The sequence below is a fragment of the Devosia sp. genome, from assembly GCF_024707125.1.
Classification (GTDB): domain Bacteria; phylum Pseudomonadota; class Alphaproteobacteria; order Rhizobiales; family Devosiaceae; genus Devosia.
Map to the genome: position 1 here is coordinate 283091 of NZ_JANQAH010000003.1, position 18643 is coordinate 301733.

16 protein-coding genes and 1 pseudogene are annotated in these 18643 nt (G+C 61.9%); 16 read left to right on the forward strand and 1 reads right to left on the reverse strand.

Translation table 11 applies throughout. The annotated features are described in order from the left end of the window. Positions 1-31 precede the first annotated feature (31 nt). The 6 genes from NVV77_RS02360 to NVV77_RS02385 all read left to right on the forward strand — a co-directional run bounded on the left by NVV77_RS02360 (position 32) and on the right by NVV77_RS02385 (position 6744). Positions 32-997, forward strand: coding sequence for a carbohydrate ABC transporter permease (locus tag NVV77_RS02360; RefSeq protein ID WP_295410340.1), 966 nt, complete (start codon positions 32-34; stop codon positions 995-997). Positions 998-1461: 464 nt separating this feature from the next. Beyond that, entirely contained in the window at positions 1462-2346 is an 885-nt protein-coding gene (locus NVV77_RS02365) for a carbohydrate ABC transporter permease (RefSeq protein ID WP_035081435.1), read from the forward strand. Positions 2347-2358: 12 nt separating this feature from the next. After that, positions 2359-3456, forward strand: coding sequence for an ABC transporter ATP-binding protein (locus tag NVV77_RS02370; protein WP_295410343.1), 1098 nt, complete (start codon positions 2359-2361; stop codon positions 3454-3456). Positions 3457-3483: 27 nt separating this feature from the next. Next, a complete protein-coding gene (locus NVV77_RS02375) occupies positions 3484-4833 on the forward strand; it encodes a mandelate racemase/muconate lactonizing enzyme family protein (protein ID WP_295410345.1) in 1350 nt (449 codons plus the stop codon). Between the two features lie 4 nt (positions 4834-4837). Beyond that, positions 4838-5992, forward strand: a complete 1155-nt coding sequence (locus NVV77_RS02380) for a mandelate racemase/muconate lactonizing enzyme family protein (protein ID WP_295410347.1) — start codon at positions 4838-4840, stop codon at positions 5990-5992. Between the two features lie 11 nt (positions 5993-6003). Beyond that, on the forward strand, positions 6004-6744 hold the full coding sequence (locus NVV77_RS02385; RefSeq protein ID WP_295410349.1) for a ribonuclease activity regulator RraA: 741 nt from the start codon (positions 6004-6006) through the stop codon (positions 6742-6744). Positions 6745-6959: 215 nt separating this feature from the next. Here NVV77_RS02385 and hpaR read toward each other — a convergent pair whose 3' ends face one another. After that, positions 6960-7409, reverse strand: a complete 450-nt coding sequence (hpaR, locus tag NVV77_RS02390; protein ID WP_295410351.1) for a homoprotocatechuate degradation operon regulator HpaR — start codon at positions 7407-7409, stop codon at positions 6960-6962. A gap of 173 nt (positions 7410-7582) precedes the next feature. Here hpaR and NVV77_RS02395 point away from each other — a divergent pair. From NVV77_RS02395 to NVV77_RS02440, 10 genes and pseudogenes are all read left to right on the forward strand, one after another. Continuing rightward, positions 7583-7968, forward strand: a pseudogene (locus NVV77_RS02395) (5-carboxymethyl-2-hydroxymuconate Delta-isomerase). Positions 7969-7978: 10 nt separating this feature from the next. Further along, positions 7979-9496 (forward strand): 5-carboxymethyl-2-hydroxymuconate semialdehyde dehydrogenase, encoded by a 1518-nt coding sequence (gene hpaE / locus NVV77_RS02400; RefSeq protein ID WP_295410353.1) that lies wholly within the window; start codon positions 7979-7981, stop codon positions 9494-9496. A 74-nt stretch (positions 9497-9570) separates the two neighbouring features. Further along, entirely contained in the window at positions 9571-10551 is a 981-nt protein-coding gene (hpaD, locus tag NVV77_RS02405; protein ID WP_295410355.1) for a 3,4-dihydroxyphenylacetate 2,3-dioxygenase, read from the forward strand. A 9-nt stretch (positions 10552-10560) separates the two neighbouring features. Beyond that, a complete protein-coding gene (gene gabD / locus NVV77_RS02410) occupies positions 10561-12030 on the forward strand; it encodes an NADP-dependent succinate-semialdehyde dehydrogenase (protein WP_295410358.1) in 1470 nt (489 codons plus the stop codon). Continuing rightward, positions 12030-12908 (forward strand): fumarylacetoacetate hydrolase family protein, encoded by an 879-nt coding sequence (locus NVV77_RS02415; protein ID WP_295410359.1) that lies wholly within the window; start codon positions 12030-12032, stop codon positions 12906-12908. The genes gabD and NVV77_RS02415 overlap by 1 nt, the downstream gene beginning before the upstream one ends. Then, positions 12905-13705, forward strand: a complete 801-nt coding sequence (gene hpaH, locus NVV77_RS02420; RefSeq protein WP_295410361.1) for a 2-oxo-hept-4-ene-1,7-dioate hydratase — start codon at positions 12905-12907, stop codon at positions 13703-13705. The genes NVV77_RS02415 and hpaH overlap by 4 nt, the downstream gene beginning before the upstream one ends. A 9-nt stretch (positions 13706-13714) precedes the next feature. Beyond that, positions 13715-14518 carry a 4-hydroxy-2-oxoheptanedioate aldolase gene (gene hpaI / locus NVV77_RS02425; RefSeq protein WP_295410362.1) on the forward strand — a complete coding sequence of 268 codons (804 nt, stop codon included), beginning with the start codon at positions 13715-13717 and terminating at the stop codon, positions 14516-14518. A gap of 134 nt (positions 14519-14652) precedes the next feature. Next, positions 14653-16311, forward strand: coding sequence for an amidohydrolase (locus NVV77_RS02430; protein ID WP_295410364.1), 1659 nt, complete (start codon positions 14653-14655; stop codon positions 16309-16311). A gap of 3 nt (positions 16312-16314) precedes the next feature. Beyond that, positions 16315-17349, forward strand: a complete 1035-nt coding sequence (locus tag NVV77_RS02435) for a GTP-binding protein (protein WP_295410366.1) — start codon at positions 16315-16317, stop codon at positions 17347-17349. A gap of 35 nt (positions 17350-17384) precedes the next feature. Further along, on the forward strand, positions 17385-18560 hold the full coding sequence (locus NVV77_RS02440) for an ABC transporter substrate-binding protein (RefSeq protein ID WP_295410368.1): 1176 nt from the start codon (positions 17385-17387) through the stop codon (positions 18558-18560). Positions 18561-18643: the final 83 nt, after the last annotated feature.

Below are 18643 nucleotides of genomic sequence, written 5' to 3' on the forward strand. Positions count from 1 at the left end.
GGCCGCTCCTTCCACCAACAGGGACAGCACAATGAGCGGCGTATCAGGGTCTGCCATCTTCACCGATCGCCCGGTGGAGCCGGCACGGCGGAGCAGTCTTCTCTCGCGCATGTGGAAGCAGCGCGCCGACTATCTCTATGTGCTCCCGGCCATCGTGGTGATGCTCATCGTCATCGCCTATCCGGTTTACTACACGATCGAACTGAGCTTCTTCAAAACCCCGGCCAGCCTGCAGCTGCGGGACAAGGTTTTTGTCGGCCTCGACAATTACACCACCATCCTCACCAGCGCCTCGTTCTGGAAAGTCACCTGGCAGACGCTGATCTGGACGTTTTTCTCGACCCTCTTTGCCTTCTTCCTCGGCCTTGGCGCCGCCCTGTCGCTGCATCGCGAATTCATCGGTCGCGGCGTGCTGCGCGCCATCCTTCTCATTCCGTGGGTCGTCAGCACCGTAGCTGCCTCCTATGTCTGGAAGTGGCTTTATCACTCCGATTTCGGCGCTATCGGCGCCTTCATGGTGCAGATCGGCGTAACCGATCAGCCGATCAATTTCGTCGACAACACCTCCACCGCCCTCGCCTCGCTGATCGTGGTCAATGTCTGGAAGGAATTCTCCTTCGCCATGATCATGCTGATGGCCGGCCTCCAGACCGTACCCGAGCAATTGCTGCGCGCCGCCAAGGTCGACGGGGCCAATGCCTGGCAGCGCTTCTGGCACGTCACCTTCCCGCACCTTGCCGGCGTGTCCACGGTCACCGTGCTCCTGCTGACAGTGCAGAATTTCAACTCCTTCATCATCCCCTTCATCATGACCGGCGGCGGTCCGGCTGGCTCGTCGGATATCTGGATCACCCAGATCTACCAGCTCGCCTTCGGCCGCCAGCGCTGGGGCGCGGCCGCTGCTTATTCAGTGCTGCTCTTCATCATCATGATGACCCTTGGCTACTTCTACGTCCGCGCCCTGACCCGCGGCGACGACAAGAGGGCTGGCGCATGAGCACAGACTTCAGAGTGCCTGGCTCCACCCCACCCTCAATCCCTCCCCATCAAGGGGAGGGAGGAAGCGGCTCCCAGCCATCGGCTCTTTCGCCTCCCCTCCCCCCTGTGGGCTTCGCAGCGTCCCTTGGGCAAATCGCTCCTGTGGCGCGATTTGAACGGAGAAGGCCGTGAGAGCTACGCTCGAATGGCTGGGGGTGAGGGTGGTGACTTGGCCTTAATATCCGGGCTCGCGCACCCCCACCCATCCTCCCCCATCAAGGGGGAGGTGTTGGGCCGGTGGGTTTGGCACAAATCTCGCCCCCAACTCGATCAGCACCTCCCCCTTGATGGGGGAGGATGGGTGGGGGTGTCGGCACGCGCCGCAACCAAAGCTCCATCCCCTCCCATGGCACCGCCCCCAAGGGGATGGTCCAAAGCCGAGATGCCGATGCCCCCCGCGACATCCGTCGGAGGACAAACCCCATGACCGACGCCACCTCTACCCGCATCCGCCCCGTCACCAAAAAGCCCGTCGACTACTGGCGCTGGTCGGGCCGCGTCTTTCTCGTCCTGCTGCTGATCTTCACCGCCATGCCCATGGCCTGGATGCTGATCACCTCGCTGAAAACCGGCTTCGCGGCCATGCAGTATCCGCCGCAATGGTGGCCCGCCTCCCCGACGCTCGAAAACTATGCGCGGCTACTCGACCCTCGAAACAGCATCGGCCAGGATTTCCTGCGCTACTTCTGGAACAGCCTCTGGGTCTCCACCGCGACGACGATCCTCGCGATCATCGTCGCTGTCCCGGCCGCCTATGCCTTCTCGCGCTTCCGCTTTCCCGGCCGCACTTTCCTCTTCTTCTCGGTGCTGCTGCGCAACATGTTCCCGGCCATCGTCTTCCTCGTGCCGCTGTTCATCCTGATGCGGCTCCTTGGCCTCGTGAACACCCACGGCTCGCTGATCCTGACCTATCTCACCTTCGGCCTGCCGCTCGCCATCTGGCTGCTCAAGGGGTTTTACGACAACATCCCGATCCAGCTCGAACAAGCCGCTCGCATCGATGGCGCTACCCGGTTCCAGGCCTTCCTCTACATCGTCATGCCGCTCTCGACGCCGGGGATCATCGCCACCGCGATCTACTCCTTCATCGGCGCCTGGAACGAATACATCTACGCCTACACCTTCCTCACCAAGCACGACCAGATGACCCTGCCGGTCGGCATCCAGCGCTTCTTCTCGGAGAACGCCACGGACTGGCCGGGCCTGATGGCCGCGACGTTCATGATGAGCGTGCCGGTCGTCGTGCTCTTCCTCGTTCTCCAGAAATACTTCGTGCAGGCCCTCACCGAAGGCGCCGTCAAACACTAGGGACAAAAGCCAATGGCCGAAGTCGTTCTCGAACACGTCATGAAGAATTACGGCAGCCTCTACGCCGTCAACGACGTGAGCTTTACCGTCAACGACGGCGAATTCGTCGCGCTGGTCGGCCCGTCCGGCTGCGGCAAGACCACGACGCTCAACCTGATCGCCGGCCTGTTGCCGATCTCGGGCGGCGACATCGCCATCGGCAATCGCGTGGTCAACGACCTCGACCCCAAGGACAGGGACATCGCCATGGTGTTCCAAAATTACGCGCTCTATCCCAACAAGACCGTCTTCAACAATCTCGCCTTCCCGCTGCAAATGCGCAAACTGCCCAAGGCCGAGATCGCTACCAAGGTGGCGGAAGCCGCTCGCATTCTCGACATCACGCACCTCCTCGAACGCAAACCGCGCGAACTCTCCGGCGGCCAGCAGCAGCGCGTCGCCTTAGGCCGTGCCCTTGTGCGCGACCCCCTCGTTTTCCTGATGGATGAACCACTCTCCAACCTCGACGCCAAGCTGCGCGTGCAGATGCGCAGCGAGATCAAGCGCTTTCACCACAACCTCGGCGCCACCATCATCTATGTCACCCACGACCAGCTCGAGGCCGTCACCATGGCCGACAAGATGGCGGTGATGAATGGCGGCTTCCTGCAGCAATACGACACCCCGGCCCAGGTGTTCGCCAATCCGGTGAACATGTTTGTCGCGAGCTTCGTCGGCAGCCCCGCCATGAGCCTGATCTCGCTGCAGGCCGTCTCGCGCGGCACCGACATGGTGCTCCAGAGCGCCGAAGGCTGGGAGCTGCCCCTATCCCCCACCAACGCACAAAAAGCGCGCCTCTCGACCACCAAGAATGTCGTCCTCGGCGCCCGTCACTCGACCCTCAAATTGCACAAGAGCCAGGTCCCCGGTTCGGTCCCCGGAAAGATTTACACAGTCGAGCCGACTGGCGATGTCACCTTTGCCCAGGTCTTCATCGCGGAGGCCGTCGTCAACATCAGCGTCGATCCGAGCGTGCACCTCTCCCCCGACGAGCCGGTCTGGATCGAGTTCGATCAGGAGCGCGTCCACCTATTCGACGCTGAAACAACCTCAGCGCTAACAGTCCGCTAACCAACTCACCTCCCAAGAGCGACACAAATGCACCGTCCCGAGGAAGCCCTTAACTACGTCAACACGCACTCAAAACCCTCTGAATTGCGCATCACCGATATGCGGGTCGCCGAAATCGTGGGCGCCCCCTTCACCAGCGCGATCCTGAAAATCTATACCAATCAAGGGCTTGTCGGCCTCGGTGAGGTCCGAGACGGCGCCAGCGCCACCTATGCCCTGATGCTCAAGAGCCGCCTGCTCGGCGAAAACCCCTGCGACATCGACAGATTGTTCAGGAGAATCAAGCAGTTCGGCGGACACGGCCGCCAGGGCGGCGGAGTCTCCGCCGTCGAGATCGCCCTCTGGGACTTGGCCGGCAAAGCCTATGGCGTCCCGATCTACCAGATGCTCGGCGGCAAATTCCGCGACAAAGTCCGCATGTATTGCGACACCGACGCCACAGTTCCGAGCGGCACCGAGACCGGTAAACGCTTGAAAGAGCGCATGGATTTAGGGTTCACCTTTTTGAAGATGGACCTCGGCCTCATGCAGGTCGTCGACACGCCGGGCTCCGTCGTCGCCCCCGCCGGCTCTTTGGAAGGCTACCGCATCCACCCCAGTCGCGGCAGCGGCAAGACCATGGACGACCGCCGCACCCGCAATGCCGTCTACGATGTCCACAACGTCCGGCATCCCTTCACCGGCCTCAATTTCACCGAGCAAGGCCTTGAATTGCTTGAGGAATATATCCACCAGGTCCGCGAGGTGATCGGCTACGAAATCCCCCTCGCCATCGACCATGTCGGCCACATTTCCCTCCAAAGCGGCATCCGCCTCGCCCGCCGCATCGAGAAATACGCCCCCGCCTGGCTCGAAGACGTCATCCCCTGGCAATATACTGAGCAATATCAACAACTTCAGCAGGCAACCACGGTACCGATCTGTACCGGCGAAGACATCTACCTCAAGGAAGGTTTCGAGCCGCTGCTGAAATCCGGCATCTCAATAATCCACCCTGACCTTCTCACCTCCGGCGGCATTCTCGAGACCAAGAAGATCGGCGACGCGGCGCAAGATCACGGCGTCGCCATGGCGATACACATGGCTGAAAGCCCCGTAGCCTGCATGGCCGCCGCGCATGTGGCTGTGGCGACTGAGAATTTCATGGCGCTGGAGTACCACTCGGTCGACGTTGATTGGTGGGACGACATCGCCATCGGCCTACGGAAGCCCGTAGTCCAGAACGGCTTTATCACAGTCCCCGACAAGCCCGGCCTCGGCATCGATGACATCAATAACGAACTGATCAGCCAGCACCTGCAGGACGGCGTCACCGGCATCTGGCAACCGACCGATCAGTGGGACCACGAATACAGCTGGGACCGGACCTGGAGCTGACGGGATGAAAATTACCAATATAATCCCCTACCCCACCTGGGTCGGCACGCGGAACCAGCTCATCGTCAAGGTGGAGACTGACGAGGAAATCTATGGCTGGGGCGAAAGCGGCCTCTCCGGCCGCGAAAAGGCCGTCGTCGGCGCGCTCGAACATTTCCGCGAGTTTCTCATCGGCCGCGACCCGATGGCCATCGGCGCGCTGTGGCAGGAAATGTATCGCAGCCAATACTTTGAGGGCGGCCGCGTCCTCACCGCCGCCATGTCGGCGCTCGATCTCGCCTTCCACGACATCAAGGGCAAGGCGCTCGGTGTGCCGGTCTATGAACTGCTTGGCGGAAAGCAGCGCGACCATATCCCGACTTTTGCCACTGTCCGCGGCCCCTGCGGGCCGCAGATGATCGACCAGGCGAAGGAGCTGATGGAACTCGGCTGGAACGCCATCCGCCTCTTCCCGCACGGCCACGAGAACCCGAAAATTTTCGAGCCCCGCCAAAGCATCGCCGAAACCGCAAGGTGGTGTGTCAAGACCCGAGAAGCCCTTGGCGATGAAGTGGTTCTCGGCATCGACTATCACCATCGCCTGAGCGTCGCCGAAGCGGCCAGCTATTGCCAGAAGATGCCGAGCGGCACGCTGGATTTCCTCGAAGAACCGATCCGCGACGAGACGCCCGAGGCCTATGAAACCTTGCGGAGAATGACCGACATTCCCTTCGCCATCGGCGAAGAATTCGCCAGCAAATGGCAGTTTTTGCCTTACATCGAGCGGGATATTCACCAGTTCAACCGCATCGACATCTGCAATGTCGGGGGGCTCACCGAAGCCATGAAAGTCGCCGGCTGGAGCGAGGCGCACTATGTCGACGTGATGCCGCACAACCCGTTGGGACCGATTTGCACGGCGGCCACGCTGCATTTCAGCGCTGCGGTGCCCAACTTCTCCTGGCTCGAAACCCGTGCTTCGCCCGGCGAGCTCTATCACGGCTTTGGGGACGGCTCGATTTTCCCGGTCCAGCCACAGTTACGCGGCGCTATCTATGACGTGCCCGCCGCCCCCGGTCTCGGCGTCGAAGTCGATGAAGAGGCGGTTAGACGCCAGACCTTCAAATTCTGGGAAGCCCCACATCTCCGCCGCAACGACGGCTCGGTCACTAACTGGTAGGCAGCAAAAACATGACGCACACGCCTGACATCGTTCGCCCGTCCAAAGACCTCATCGCCGGCATTCTTGCGGTCGGCGCTGCCTCCGCCTCTTCGACGCTGGCGCATATGGGCATTCGCAATTGCCACATTCTTGGACCTGTGGCGCAGCAATTCGGCAAGGCGATTGCAGGCCCGGCGCTGACGCTGCAATTCATGCCCAAGCGTGAGGACCTTTATGGTGATGGGGAATATTCCGACCCGGAAAAACAGCTCCACCGCCATGTGCTCTATCACGTGCAGGAAGGCGATATCGTTGTCGTTGATGCGCGCGGCGATATGACTGCCGGTGTGTTCGGCGATATGATGTCGACCTATTTCCGCGGTCGCGGTGGGGCCGGCATGGTGATCGACGGGGCGCTGCGCGACCGGCCGAACCTGAGCAAGCTCGACATCCCGATGTGGATACGCGGCTGGACGCCGAATTTTCACACGCAAACCAACCTGATGCCCTTTGCGGTCAACACGCCCATTGCTTGTGGCGGCGTCACGGTGGTGCCCGGGGACATCATCGTCGCCGATGACGATGGTGCGGTTTGCGTTCCCGCGGCCCTCGCCGCCGAAGTCATCGGGCGGTCAAGCCAACACCACGAATGGGAAGATTTTTCGCGAATGAAACTCAAGCAGGGCGCGCCGCTGCAACGCTACTATCCGCTGCATCAGGATGCGCGTGGCGAATACGAGGAATGGCGCAAGACCAATCCGATTGGATAGGCGTCGTCCGCCGGAGTTTGGCTTCGTCCTCCCTTACTGAAGAGCGGCTACGGCGACCTCGCCATGCACGCTTACACGGAGGGCAAAATCAAATATGAGCGAGTGTTGTCGCCAGGTACTTTGCTACTGGGGTGTTCCGGCCGCAAATGTCGCTATTGCTCATAGCCAAGTTGACAATGTCGCCGCAGCGCGACTTCAGCTGGACCTTCCATACTTCAACCGTCGTTTTGGCTCTTGATCAGCGCTTCGAGCATGTCGAGCAGCTTTTCGATTTCGGCGTGGCCGTAGCGGGCTTCGAGCTCGGCATAAATGGCCCGGCGTTCGGGTGACAATTCCTCGATCAGCGCCATGCCGGCCGGGGCGATGGCAAGCTGCACGCGCCTTCCGTCATCCTCGAACTTGCCGCGGGTGATAAAACCGCGATCTTCCAGCGCCTTGATGATGCGCGTGAGGCTGGGCGCCAGGATCGAGGCGCGTTCGGCGACTTCCGTGGCATCGAGTGGGCTCGATTCCCCGAGAACACGGATGACGCGCCATTGCTGTTCGGTCACATCGTGTCGCGCCAGCATGGGCCGGAATTTCGACATGACCGCTTCACGCGCCCGCAAGAGCGACATGGGCAGGGAACGGCGCGTATTGTGCGGCAGCAAGACGACCTCCGGCATGTCGGGCGGTTTGGACTGCCCCCTGCGGCTATAGCGTTATCGGCCCAGCCAAGGCAACGGGCTTACCCTGCCTCAGATGTTTGCCAGAGACCAAAAATCCATGCTTGACCTCGGCTTGCTATTTATTTAACACGTTAAATAGATTGATTGCAACCGAACGTGAGAAGGGCGCGATGCCGCATCTCTCCATCGAATATTCCGCCAATCTCGACGGCCAGGTCGATATGAAGGCCTTTTGTTCGCTTGTTGCCGGGATCATTCTCAAAAATGGCCCATTTGAAATCGGCGCCGTGCGCGTTCGCGCCTTCAGGGCGGATGCCTGGGCCGTAGCCGACGAACTGCCGGAGAACGGCTTTCTCGATATGTCCTTCCGCATCGGCAAGGGTCGCACCGCGGAAGAAAAGGAGCGGGTGGGCGCGGCGATCTTTGCTGCCGCCAGCGACTTTCTCGCCCCCTTTTCACCACACCTCATTTCGCTCTCTCGCTCGAAATTCGGGAAATCGACGCGGCGTTGAGCTGGAAGAAGAACGCCATTCATCCGCGGCTGCGCGGCAAATAACGGAAACCAAATGTCTGACTTTGCGGAAAATCTGAAAAAGGCGGAGCGCTATCTCGCCCGGTTCAAGACCGAGGGCGTGCTCAACCATATCAATGGCGAAGCGGTGCCGGCGCTCGACGGCGCGGTTTTCGAGACGATTTCGCCGGTAGACCTGCAACCCCTCGCCAAGGTGGCGCTGGGCAAGGCGGCGGACATCGATCGCGCGGCCAAGGCCGCCAAGGCCGCCTTCCCCGCCTGGGCCGCAATGAGCGGGGTGGCGCGCAAGGCACTGCTGCACAAAATTGCCGATGCCATTGAGGCGCGGGCCGAGGAAATCGCGCTGGTCGAGTGCATGGATACGGGCCAGTCGCTGAAATTCATGGCCAAGGCGGCCCTACGCGGCGCAGAAAATTTCCGCTTCTTTGCCGACAGGGCACCCGAAGCGCGCGATGGTGCGGCGATCCGCGGGCCCGGCCAGCTCAATGTGACGAGCCGTTCGCCGATCGGGCCGGTCGGGGTGATCACGCCCTGGAATACGCCCTTTATGCTCTCGACCTGGAAGATCGCCCCGGCTTTGGCGGCGGGCTGCACCGTTGTGCACAAGCCGGCGGAATTTTCGCCGCTGACGGCGCGGCTGCTGGTTGAGATTGCCGAAGAGGCTGGCCTGCCTAAGGGCGTCTGGAACCTCGTCAACGGCTTTGGCGAAGATGCCGGCAAGGCGCTGACCGAACATAGGGATATCAAGGCCATCGGCTTTGTCGGCGAGAGCCGCACCGGTTCGTTGATCATGAAGCAGGGCGCCGATACGCTGAAGCGCGTGCATTTTGAACTGGGCGGCAAGAACCCAGTCGTGGTCTTTGCCGATGCCGATCTCGAACGCGCTGCCGATGCTGCCGTGTTCATGATCTACTCGCTCAATGGCGAACGCTGCACCTCGTCTTCGCGCCTTTTGGTCGAAGCCTCGATCTATGAGCGCTTTACCGCCATGGTGGCCGAAAAGGCCAAGCGCATTCCGGTCGGCCATCCGCTCGACCCCAAGACCGTTGTGGGTCCGCTGATCCATCCAGAGCATGAAAAGAAGGTGCTCGACTATATCGCCATCGGCCAGGCAGAGGGCGCGACCCTACTGGCCGGGGGCGAAAAGCAGGCGGGACCGGGCGGTGGCTGCTATGTGACGCCGACGCTTTTTACTGAGGTGCGCAACGATATGCGGATTGCCCAGGAGGAGATTTTCGGGCCGGTGCTCAGCGCCATTCCCTTTGCCGACGAGGCCGAGGCGCTCGCCATTGCCAATGACGTGCAATATGGGCTGACCGGCTATCTCTGGACTTCTGACGTGACGCGCGCCCTGCGCTTCACCGACAGGCTCGAAGCGGGCATGATCTGGGTCAATTCGGAAAATGTCCGCCACCTGCCGACGCCCTTTGGCGGGGTCAAGAATTCCGGCATCGGCCGCGATGGCGGCGACTGGTCGTTCGACTTCTACATGGAAACCAAGAACGTTGCCTTTGCGACCGCGCCCCACGCGATCCAAAAGCTCGGCGGCTAGAACCGGCTGCCCGTTCACCTGCAATCAGAGCGCACCGGGGCAAGACAAAAGGCTTGCCCCGCAAGGAGGAAAGCGTGCCGCTACCCACACCCAATCTCTACCCCGCCTTCAATATCGTCCGTTTGAGCCATGTCGAACTGGCCGTGACCGATCTCGCCAAATCGCGCGCCTTCTATGTCGACACGCTCGGCCTGCAGGTAACGGATGAAACCGCCGACACCATCTATCTGCGCGCCCTCGAAGAGCGCGGCCACCACTGCATCGTGCTGAAGAAAGCCGACAAGGCTGAAGCGCGCGATCTTGGCTTCAAGGTGTTCAGCGAGGACGATCTCGACAAGGCGGCGCATTTCTTCAAGGGCAAGGAATTGCCGGTCGAATGGGTGGAGCGGCCGCACCAGTCGCGCACCTTCCGCACCCGCGATCCCCACGGCATTCCGCTCGAATTCTATGCCAAGATGGAGCGGCTGCCGCCCATCCACCAGAAATATGCGCTCTACAAAGGCGTGAAGCCACTGCGCATCGACCACTTCAACTGCTTCTCGCCCGATGTCGATGCCTCGGTGGCCTTCTATAATGAACTCGGCTTCCGGGTAACCGAATATACCGAGGACGAGGTCAGCAAAAAGCTCTGGGCTGCCTGGACGCATCGCAAGGGCGGCGTGCACGACATCGCCTTTACCAATGGCCGTGGCCCACGCCTGCACCATGTCGCCTTCTGGGTGCCGACGCCGCTCAATATCATTGATCTGCTCGACCTGATGGCCACCACCGGCTGGCTCGCCAATATCGAGCGCGGCCCGGGCCGGCACGGCATTTCCAATGCTTTCTTCCTCTATGTGCGCGATCCCGATGGCCACCGCATCGAGATTTATTGCTCGGATTACCAGACCGTCGATCCCGACCTCGAACCCATTCGCTGGGACCTCAAGGACCCGCAACGCCAGACGCTGTGGGGCGCGCCGGCGCCGCGGTCGTGGTTTGAACAGGGCAGCAGCTTTGCCGGGGCCGAGATTGTGCCGCCGGTGCTGGACGCCCAGCCGATCATCGCACCGTGAGCCGGTAAAATGGATAAAACTCTCGCTGATCAGAGCCTATTGCGACAGGCAGCCCTTGTCGGTGGCGCCTGGATTGAAGCCACTGGCGACAATGCAATAGAGGTCAACAATCCGGCGACGGGGGAGCTTGTTGGCCTCGTGCCCAGGCTCGGCACCAGGGAAGCGCGCGCAGCCATCGAGGCGGCGCGTGTGGCCCAGATCGAATGGGCCCAGCGTACGGCCAAGGAGCGCTCGGGCATTTTGCGGCGCTGGTTCGAGCTGATGATGCTCAACCAGAACGATCTCGGCCTGATCCTCACCCTCGAACAGGGCAAACCCCTGGCCGAGGCCAAGGGCGAGATTGCCTATGGCGCGAGTTTTATCGAATGGTTCGCCGAAGAGGCGCGGCGCATCTATGGCGACCTCGTGCCCGGCCACCAGCGCGACAAGCGCATCATGATCATGAAGCAGCCCATCGGCGTGGTCGGGGCGATCACGCCGTGGAATTTTCCCAATGCCATGATCACGCGAAAGGCCGGGCCGGCGCTGGCGGCGGGTTGCGCCATGGTGCTGAAACCGGCGTCACAGACGCCTTTTTCGGCCATTGTTTTGGCCGTGCTGGCCGAGCGCGCCGGACTGCCGCCGGGTCTATTCAGCGTGTTGACCGGCTCGGCCGCTGAAATCGGCGCGGAGATGACGTCGAACCCGGTGGTGCGGAAAATCACCTTTACCGGCTCGACCGAAATCGGCGCGCAATTGATGGCGCAGAGCGCGCCCAGCATCAAGAAGCTGGGACTGGAGCTGGGCGGCAATGCGCCCTTCATCGTCTTTGACGACGCCGATCTCGATGCGGCGGTGGAAGGGGCGCTGATCGCCAAATTCCGCAATAATGGACAGACCTGCGTCTGCGCCAACCGCATCTATGTGCAGGAAGGCGTTTATGACGCATTTGCCGAGAAACTGAAGGCGGCGGTGGCAAAGCTCAAGATCGGCAATGGGCTTGAAGAGGGTGTCATTCTCGGACCGCTGATCGACAAGAAGGCGATAGCCAAGGTCGAGGAGCATATTGCCGATGCCGTCGCCAAGGGCGCGAGCGTGGCGCTGGGCGGCAAGCCGCATGCCCTGGGCGGCACTTTCTTCGAAACCACCATTCTTACCGGGGTGACCACGGACATGGCCGTGGCCCGCGAAGAAACCTTTGGGCCGCTGGCGCCGCTCTTCTCCTTCAAGGACGAAGCCGATGTCATCGCCCAGGCCAATGATACCGAATTTGGCCTTGCCTCCTATTTCTACGCCAATGATCTCGCCCGCGTCTGGCGCGTCGCCGAGGCGCTCGAGTACGGCATGGTCGGGGTCAATACCGGGCTCATCTCCACCGCCGAAGCGCCCTTCGGGGGCATCAAATCCTCGGGTCTCGGGCGCGAAGGCTCCAAGTACGGCATCGAGGAATTCTGCGAGATCAAATATGTCTGCCTCGGCGGCATTGGGGGGACGAACTGATGACCGACTATGGACGCCTCGCCACGGTTACGGCCGGGGGCACAACCCGCTATGGCCTTGTCAGGGACGATGGCTTTGTCGATCTCAGCGCTCGGTTCAGCTGGCAGTGGCCGACCCTGCGCGATTCGATCAGGGCCGGTACGCTGACCCAGCTCGTCGAGGCAGGGAGCTCCCTGCCGGCCGATCTTCCGCTCGATGCCATCGACTATCAGATCCCTGTTCCGAACCCGGAAAAGATCATCTGCGTGGGGGTCAACTATCCCGACCGCAATGAGGAATATAAGGACGGTCAGGCAGCGCCCTCCAATCCCTCGCTCTTTCCGCGCTTTCCTCGCTCCTTTGTCGGCCATGGCGTGCCGCTCAACCGGCCGCCGGAATCGCCGCAACTCGACTATGAGGGTGAGGTCGTTCTGGTGATCGGCAAGGGCGGCCGGCGGATTGCCGAAGCCGAAGCGCTCGACCATGTCGCGGCGCTGACCCTTTGCAATGAAGGTACGATCCGCGACTGGGTGCGCCACGCCAAGTTCAACGTGACCCAGGGCAAGAATTTTGATGGCACGGGCGCCATCGGGCCCTGGCTCGTGCCCTATGTCGATGAAAGCCAAATTGCCGACATAGCGCTGACCACGAGCGTAAACGGTGAGGTGCGCCAGGATGATCGTACCAGCCGCATGATTTTCGGGTTCCGCAAGCTGATCAACTACATCTCGACTTTCACCACTCTCGTGCCCGGCGACATGATCGTCACCGGCACGCCGACCGGCGCGGGCGCGCGGTTCGAGCCGCCGATCTGGCTCAAGCCAGGAGATGTCGTCGAGGTTTCCGCCACAGGACTTGGAACACTGCGCAATCCGATCGCCGATGAGGTGCTGGCATGACCCCCGATCAGATCGAAGGCTTGGCGGAGCGCCTGTTCGAGGCCGAGCGCACGCGGACCCAGACCAGGGTTCTGAGCCTCGAATTTCCCGAAGCCACCATGGACGATGCTTATGCGGTGCAGGCGGCACTGATCCGTCGCAAGCTCGCCGCCGGCCGCAAGGCCAAGGGCTGGAAGATCGGGCTGACCTCAAAAGCCATGCAGTATGCGCTCAATATCAACATTCCCGATTCCGGGGTGTTGCTGGACGACATGTTCTTCCCCGACAGCGCCACTATTCCGGCCGATCGCTTCATCCAGCCGCGGGTGGAGGCGGAAATCGCCTTTGTGATGAAGGCCCCGCTCAAGGGACCCGATGTCACCATCTTCGACGTGCTCAACGCCACCGACTACATCACGCCGGCGCTTGAAATTCTCGATACGCGCGTGCAGCGGGTCGATCCCGAGACGAAGAAAGTGCGGACGATTTTCGACACCATTTCCGACAATGCCGCCAATGGCGGGATCGTCATGGGTGGGCGCCCTGCCCGACCGCTCGATGCCGATATGCGCTGGATCGGCGCCATCGTCTCGCGCAATGCCGAAATCGAGGAAACGGGGCTGGGGGCCGGGGTGCTCAACCATCCGGCGGCAGGGATTGCCTGGCTCGCCAATCGGCTGGCGCAATATGGCGCATCCATTGCGGCCGGCGATGTGGTGCTCTCGGGCTCTTTCATCCGGCCGGTCGAGGCGCGGCACGGCGATACGATCACTGCCGATTTCGGCCCCTATGGCACTGTCAGCGTCTATTTCGCCTAGGAGAACACCATGCCCGCGCCGCACAACGCCTTCAAAAGCGCCCTGCAAAAGCACGAAAAGCAGATCGGCCTCTGGCTTGGCCTTGCCAATGCCTATACCGCCGAAATCTGCGCGGGCGCGGGCTTCGATTGGCTGGTGATCGATGGGGAACACGCGCCCAATGATCTGCCGCTGATGGTGGCGCAATTGCAGGCGATAGCGGCGTCAGGCGTGAGGCCGGTGGTGCGAGCGCCGATCGGGGAAACCTGGATCATCAAGCAATTGCTCGATATCGGGGCTCAGACCATTCTGGTGCCAATGGTGGAGAGTGCCGCCCAGGCGCGCGAACTGGTGCGGGCGGTCAACTATCCACCCAAGGGCATTCGCGGGGTCGGCGCGGCCATGGCCCGCGCCTCGGCCTTCAACCGCATCCCGGATTATCTCACTACGGCGAATGACGAGGTATGCCTGCTGGTGCAACTGGAAAGCCAGGCGGCACTGGCCGCTGTTGAAGAGATCGCTGCCGTCGACGGCGTAGATGGCATCTTCATCGGCCCCTCCGACCTTGCCGCAGATATGGGCTATCTCGGACGGCCCGGCGAGCCGGCGGTGCAGGCGGCGGTCGAAGATGGCATTGCCCGTATCCTGAAGGCGGGCAAGCCGGCGGGCATTCTGACCGCCGACACGACCCTTGCCGCGCGCTATCTGGAGCTGGGTGCGAGCTTCGTAGCTGTCGGTACCGATGTGACCCTGTTCTCACAGGCAACCTCCGCGCTCGCCACCAAATTCAAGACCGTCAACCCCAGCACACCCAAGACCAGCAGCGGCTACTGAAAGGCCTGAACCGGAGGACGTTTCCGCTCGTATTATTATTTAACGTGTGAAATATATTGACAGCCTCCCCCACCTAGCCCAAGCTGGATTTCAAATGAACGGTTCAAATAATGAACCAATAGAGGGCCTTACGAATGTCGACCAAGCATGCGGACCTCGTTCTGACCAATGGGCGGATCTACACCGTCGACGCGGTGGAGCCGTGGGTCGAGGCCATCGCGATTGCCGATGGACGCATTCTGGCGCGCGGCAGCGCGACGGAGATGAGCGAGCTGGCTGGCGCTGCCACCCGCATTGTCGACCTCAATGGGCACTTCGCCATGCCGGGCATTGTTGATGTGCACAATCACGTCGTCATGGGCGGCCAGGCCGAACTTTTCGAGCTTGCCTTGCCTCGCGATGCACGGCTCGACGCCATTATTGCGCTGGTCCGCGAAGCCGCTGAAAAGGCCGAGCCCGGCCAGTGGATTCTGGGCGCCGCCTGGGGCGCCGACGCCATTTCAGAACTGGATAACTCAGCGGCGCTCGCCGCGCTCGATGCGGCAAGCCTCGGGCATCCGGTCTGTCTGCGCGACGAGACGGCGCACAATCGCTGGGTCAATAGCGAGGCCATGCGCCTTTCTGGTATTAGCGAAACAACGCCCAATCCGGACATGGGGTCGTTCGGCCGCGATGCCGCGACGGGCAAGCTCACCGGCATGATGATTGAGGCCGCCGCGGGCATCGTCGAGCGGGTGGCGAGCACGCATTTCACCGAAGATATGGGCATTGCCGCCGCTGCCCAGGCGATCAAGACGCTCAACTCCTATGGGGTCACCGGCTTTCTCGAAGCTGCCTCGATGCAATCGGTCATGGCGGCGGTGCATGGGCTCGACCAGCGCAATGCGCTGAGCGCCTGGGCCGTGATGGCCATGCCCGCCGTCGAACCGAACTTTCTGTTTGGTCTTGCCGGCGACGAGCTTTTTGCTCTGCGCGAAAACTATCGCGGCCCTCATGTGAAGCCGGATTTCGTCAAGATTTTCCTCGATGGCGTGCCCGGCGCGCGGACGGCGGCCTTTCACGAAGCCTATCTCGAAGACCCGATCCATGGCTGCTGCTTCCGCGGCAAAACCATGGTGACCTATCCTGACCTCGTGCGCTGGCTGGGCAAGTGCGAGGCCCAGGGGCTGGCGGTAAAGATCCACTGCGCGGGTGATGCAGCCGTGTCACAGGCGCTTGATGCCATCGATGTCGTGCGCAGCTTCAATGGGCCGACCGATCTCATCCATCACATCGCCCATGCCTCCTATATCCACCCAGACGACTACAAGCGCTTTGCCGAACTGGGTGTCGCCGCCGACCTCTCGCCGATGATCTGGTATCCGACGACTTTCCTCGAAGGGCATCGGGCCGTTATGGGCACGGAGCGGGCGGAAAAGTTCTGGCCCAATGCCGATCTCATCAAGGCGGGCGCCCTGCTCGCGGGCGGTTCGGACTGGCCGGTCATTCCCAATCCCGATCCGTGGAACGGCATCGAAGGCCTCGTGACGCGCGAAAACCCCTCGGGGGCTTTTGCCGGCCAAGCGCTGTGGAAAGAACAGGCTGTCGATGTCGCAACGGCCGTCGCCATTTTCACCATCAATTCGGCCAAGGCCATCGGCATCGAGGCACTGACCGGCTCGCTGGCCCCGGGCAAGTCGGCCGATATCATCGTGCTCGACCAGAACATTTTTGAGGTTCCGGCCAACCGGATTTCCCGCACTCAGGTGCTCACGACCTATTTTGAAGGTCGCGCCGTGTTTGAGCGGGCTTGAGCCATGGTTGAGGTGACCGGCAAACCGCTCGTTCCGGTGACGCTGGTCACCGGCTTTCTGGGCAGCGGCAAGACCACGCTGCTCAACCGTCTGCTCTCTGAACCGGCGCTCGATGGCACCGTTGCCATCATCAACGAATTCGGCGCCATCGGCCTCGATCACCTACTGGTGGAAGTGACCGAGGAACGCTTTGCCCTTCTCGACAATGGCTGTGTCTGCTGCACTGTGCGCGACGATCTGGTGGAAACGCTGAAACGCCTGCCCGAGCGGCGGCCGCTCACCCGCGTCATCATCGAGACCACCGGGCTCGCCGATCCCGCCCCGATCCTCCATGCGCTGATGGTCGAGCCGGAGCTGGTCGCCACCTATCGCATCGATGGCGTGGTGACCACGGTGGATGCGGTCAATGGCCTCGACACGCTTGCCCGCCATACCGAGGCGCGAAAGCAGGCCGGGGTGGCGGACCTGCTGCTGCTCACCAAGGCCGATATTGCTTCACCCGAGGCGATTGTCGCGCTGCATACGGCGCTGGCCGGCATCAATGGCACGGCGATCCGCCGGGCGGCCGAGCATGGCGCAGTGCGGATGGACGATGTTCTGGGCGCGGGCGCTCCCCGCCATCTCGACCACGCGCTTGCCTCGTCCAAGGAGGCGGAGCACACCTGCGCTGATCCCACCTGCAATCATGCCGGGCACGCTCACCATCTTTCCGATATTGCGAGCCACGCCTTTATCATCGACGAGCCGGTTGAATGGGCGCGGTTGCGGCAATGGCTTGAGCATTTTGCCGCGCTCAAGGGCGCCGACATGCTGCGCATGAAAGGGCTGGTCGCCATTGCCGAGCACCCCGAAGCGCCGCTGGTGCTGCATGGGGTGCAGCACATCTTTCACCCGCCGCAAAAGCTTGCTGCCTGGCCCTCGGCCGACAGGCGCACGCGGCTGGTGTTCATCACAAGAAATATTCCGCGCGAGACGATCGAACGAACCCTCAAGAAGTTCGTCGGGGTCTCGCCGGCAGGGATCAGAAGTGCCGCCTAGGAAGCGGCGCACTGAGTAAAGGGAAGGGAAAAAACATGAAACGCCTTATCACGCTTTCCGTATTGGCAGGCACGACTTGCCTCGGTCTGGCCGCCATGACGAGTAACGCTGCGGCCTCGGGGCCGACCTGCGATGGCGGGGTCATCCAGCTTGGCGGTGTGTCTTCGGTCACCGGTCCGGTCGTTTTTGCCGAGGTTCCAGACGCAGCCAAGGCTACGTTCGACCAGATCAACGCCAATGGCGGCATCAACGGCTGCAAGATCGAGTATACGATTGCCGACGACAAGGCTGACCCGCAGGTTGCCGCTCAGGCCGCCCGCGACCTGATCGACAACAAGGGCGTTGTCGCCATGGTCGGCGCAGGTTCGCTGCTCGAATGCGCCGTGAATGCCGGCACCTATGCCGACAACAATGTGATGGCCGTGCAGGGCCTCGGCGTCGATGCCGCCTGCTTTGCCAGCCCCTCTGTGTCCCCGGTCAATGTCGGCCCCTTCACGCTGACGACAGCCATGCTGCAGTTCGCCGACACGCAGCTCAAGGACGAAAAGCTCTGCGCCTTCTTCTACATCGCCGGTGGCACGGCCGAGGCCTATACCAATGCCATCAAGCGTTGGGAGCAGATTTCGGGCAAGACCATTCACGTGCTCGACCTCACCCTGCCCGTGCAGGGCGACCTGACCGCCTATGCGTTGAAGGCGCGTGACGCCGGTTGCGACGCGGTGCTGACCAACCAGGTCGAGCCGCAGATCGTGCAGTGGATCAACACCGTGGACGCCCAGAAGCTCGAAGGCATCGACTGGCTGTTCCTCGCCCCGGGCTATTCGGAAGGCGTGGCATCGGCCCCGGCCACCAGCCAGCAGCCAATCTACGTCGGCACCGAATGGGAGCCCTATACCGAGGCTTCCGACGCCAACAAGGACTGGGCGGCCGCCATGGACGCTGCCGGCATGAAGAAGACAGCCTTCACCCAGGGCGGCTATCTCGCTGCCACGATCATGGCTGACGTGATCAAGTCGATCGATGGCCCTGTGACCCGTGAATCGGTTACAGCCAAGCTCAAGGAGGGCATCGAGATGCCCTACTCGATCATCGGCTCGGCCTATAAGTTCGGTGATGCGCCGTCGCACGCTTCCATGCAGGCGACCAAGGTCATGCAGCTCAAGTCCGGTGCCTGGACGCTGAATACGCCCGAATGGGTCATCCTGCCGTAAGGGCTGATCGCCTCTGCTGACCGAGGTGGCCCCGCGCGCTCAATGCAGTCGGGGCCACCTGAATCACCTAGCCATCTGGAGAC

What these genes read in the sequence shown, in the direction of transcription:
- NVV77_RS02360 (WP_295410340.1), top strand. Translation starts at nt 32, where the DNA reads ATGAGCGGCGTATCAGGGTCTGCCATCTTCACCGATCGCCCGGTGGAG.
- NVV77_RS02365 (WP_035081435.1), top strand. Translation starts at nt 1,462, where the DNA reads ATGACCGACGCCACCTCTACCCGCATCCGCCCCGTCACCAAAAAGCCC.
- NVV77_RS02370 (WP_295410343.1), top strand. Translation starts at nt 2,359, where the DNA reads ATGGCCGAAGTCGTTCTCGAACACGTCATGAAGAATTACGGCAGCCTC.
- NVV77_RS02375 (WP_295410345.1), top strand. Translation starts at nt 3,484, where the DNA reads ATGCACCGTCCCGAGGAAGCCCTTAACTACGTCAACACGCACTCAAAA.
- NVV77_RS02380 (WP_295410347.1), top strand. Translation starts at nt 4,838, where the DNA reads ATGAAAATTACCAATATAATCCCCTACCCCACCTGGGTCGGCACGCGG.
- NVV77_RS02385 (WP_295410349.1), top strand. Translation starts at nt 6,004, where the DNA reads ATGACGCACACGCCTGACATCGTTCGCCCGTCCAAAGACCTCATCGCC.
- hpaR (WP_295410351.1), bottom strand. Translation starts at nt 7,409, where the DNA reads ATGCCGGAGGTCGTCTTGCTGCCGCACAATACGCGCCGTTCCCTGCCC.
- hpaE (WP_295410353.1), top strand. Translation starts at nt 7,979, where the DNA reads ATGTCTGACTTTGCGGAAAATCTGAAAAAGGCGGAGCGCTATCTCGCC.
- gabD (WP_295410358.1), top strand. Translation starts at nt 10,561, where the DNA reads ATGGATAAAACTCTCGCTGATCAGAGCCTATTGCGACAGGCAGCCCTT.
- NVV77_RS02415 (WP_295410359.1), top strand. Translation starts at nt 12,030, where the DNA reads ATGACCGACTATGGACGCCTCGCCACGGTTACGGCCGGGGGCACAACC.
- hpaH (WP_295410361.1), top strand. Translation starts at nt 12,905, where the DNA reads ATGACCCCCGATCAGATCGAAGGCTTGGCGGAGCGCCTGTTCGAGGCC.
- hpaI (WP_295410362.1), top strand. Translation starts at nt 13,715, where the DNA reads ATGCCCGCGCCGCACAACGCCTTCAAAAGCGCCCTGCAAAAGCACGAA.
- NVV77_RS02430 (WP_295410364.1), top strand. Translation starts at nt 14,653, where the DNA reads ATGTCGACCAAGCATGCGGACCTCGTTCTGACCAATGGGCGGATCTAC.
- NVV77_RS02435 (WP_295410366.1), top strand. Translation starts at nt 16,315, where the DNA reads ATGGTTGAGGTGACCGGCAAACCGCTCGTTCCGGTGACGCTGGTCACC.
- NVV77_RS02440 (WP_295410368.1), top strand. Translation starts at nt 17,385, where the DNA reads ATGAAACGCCTTATCACGCTTTCCGTATTGGCAGGCACGACTTGCCTC.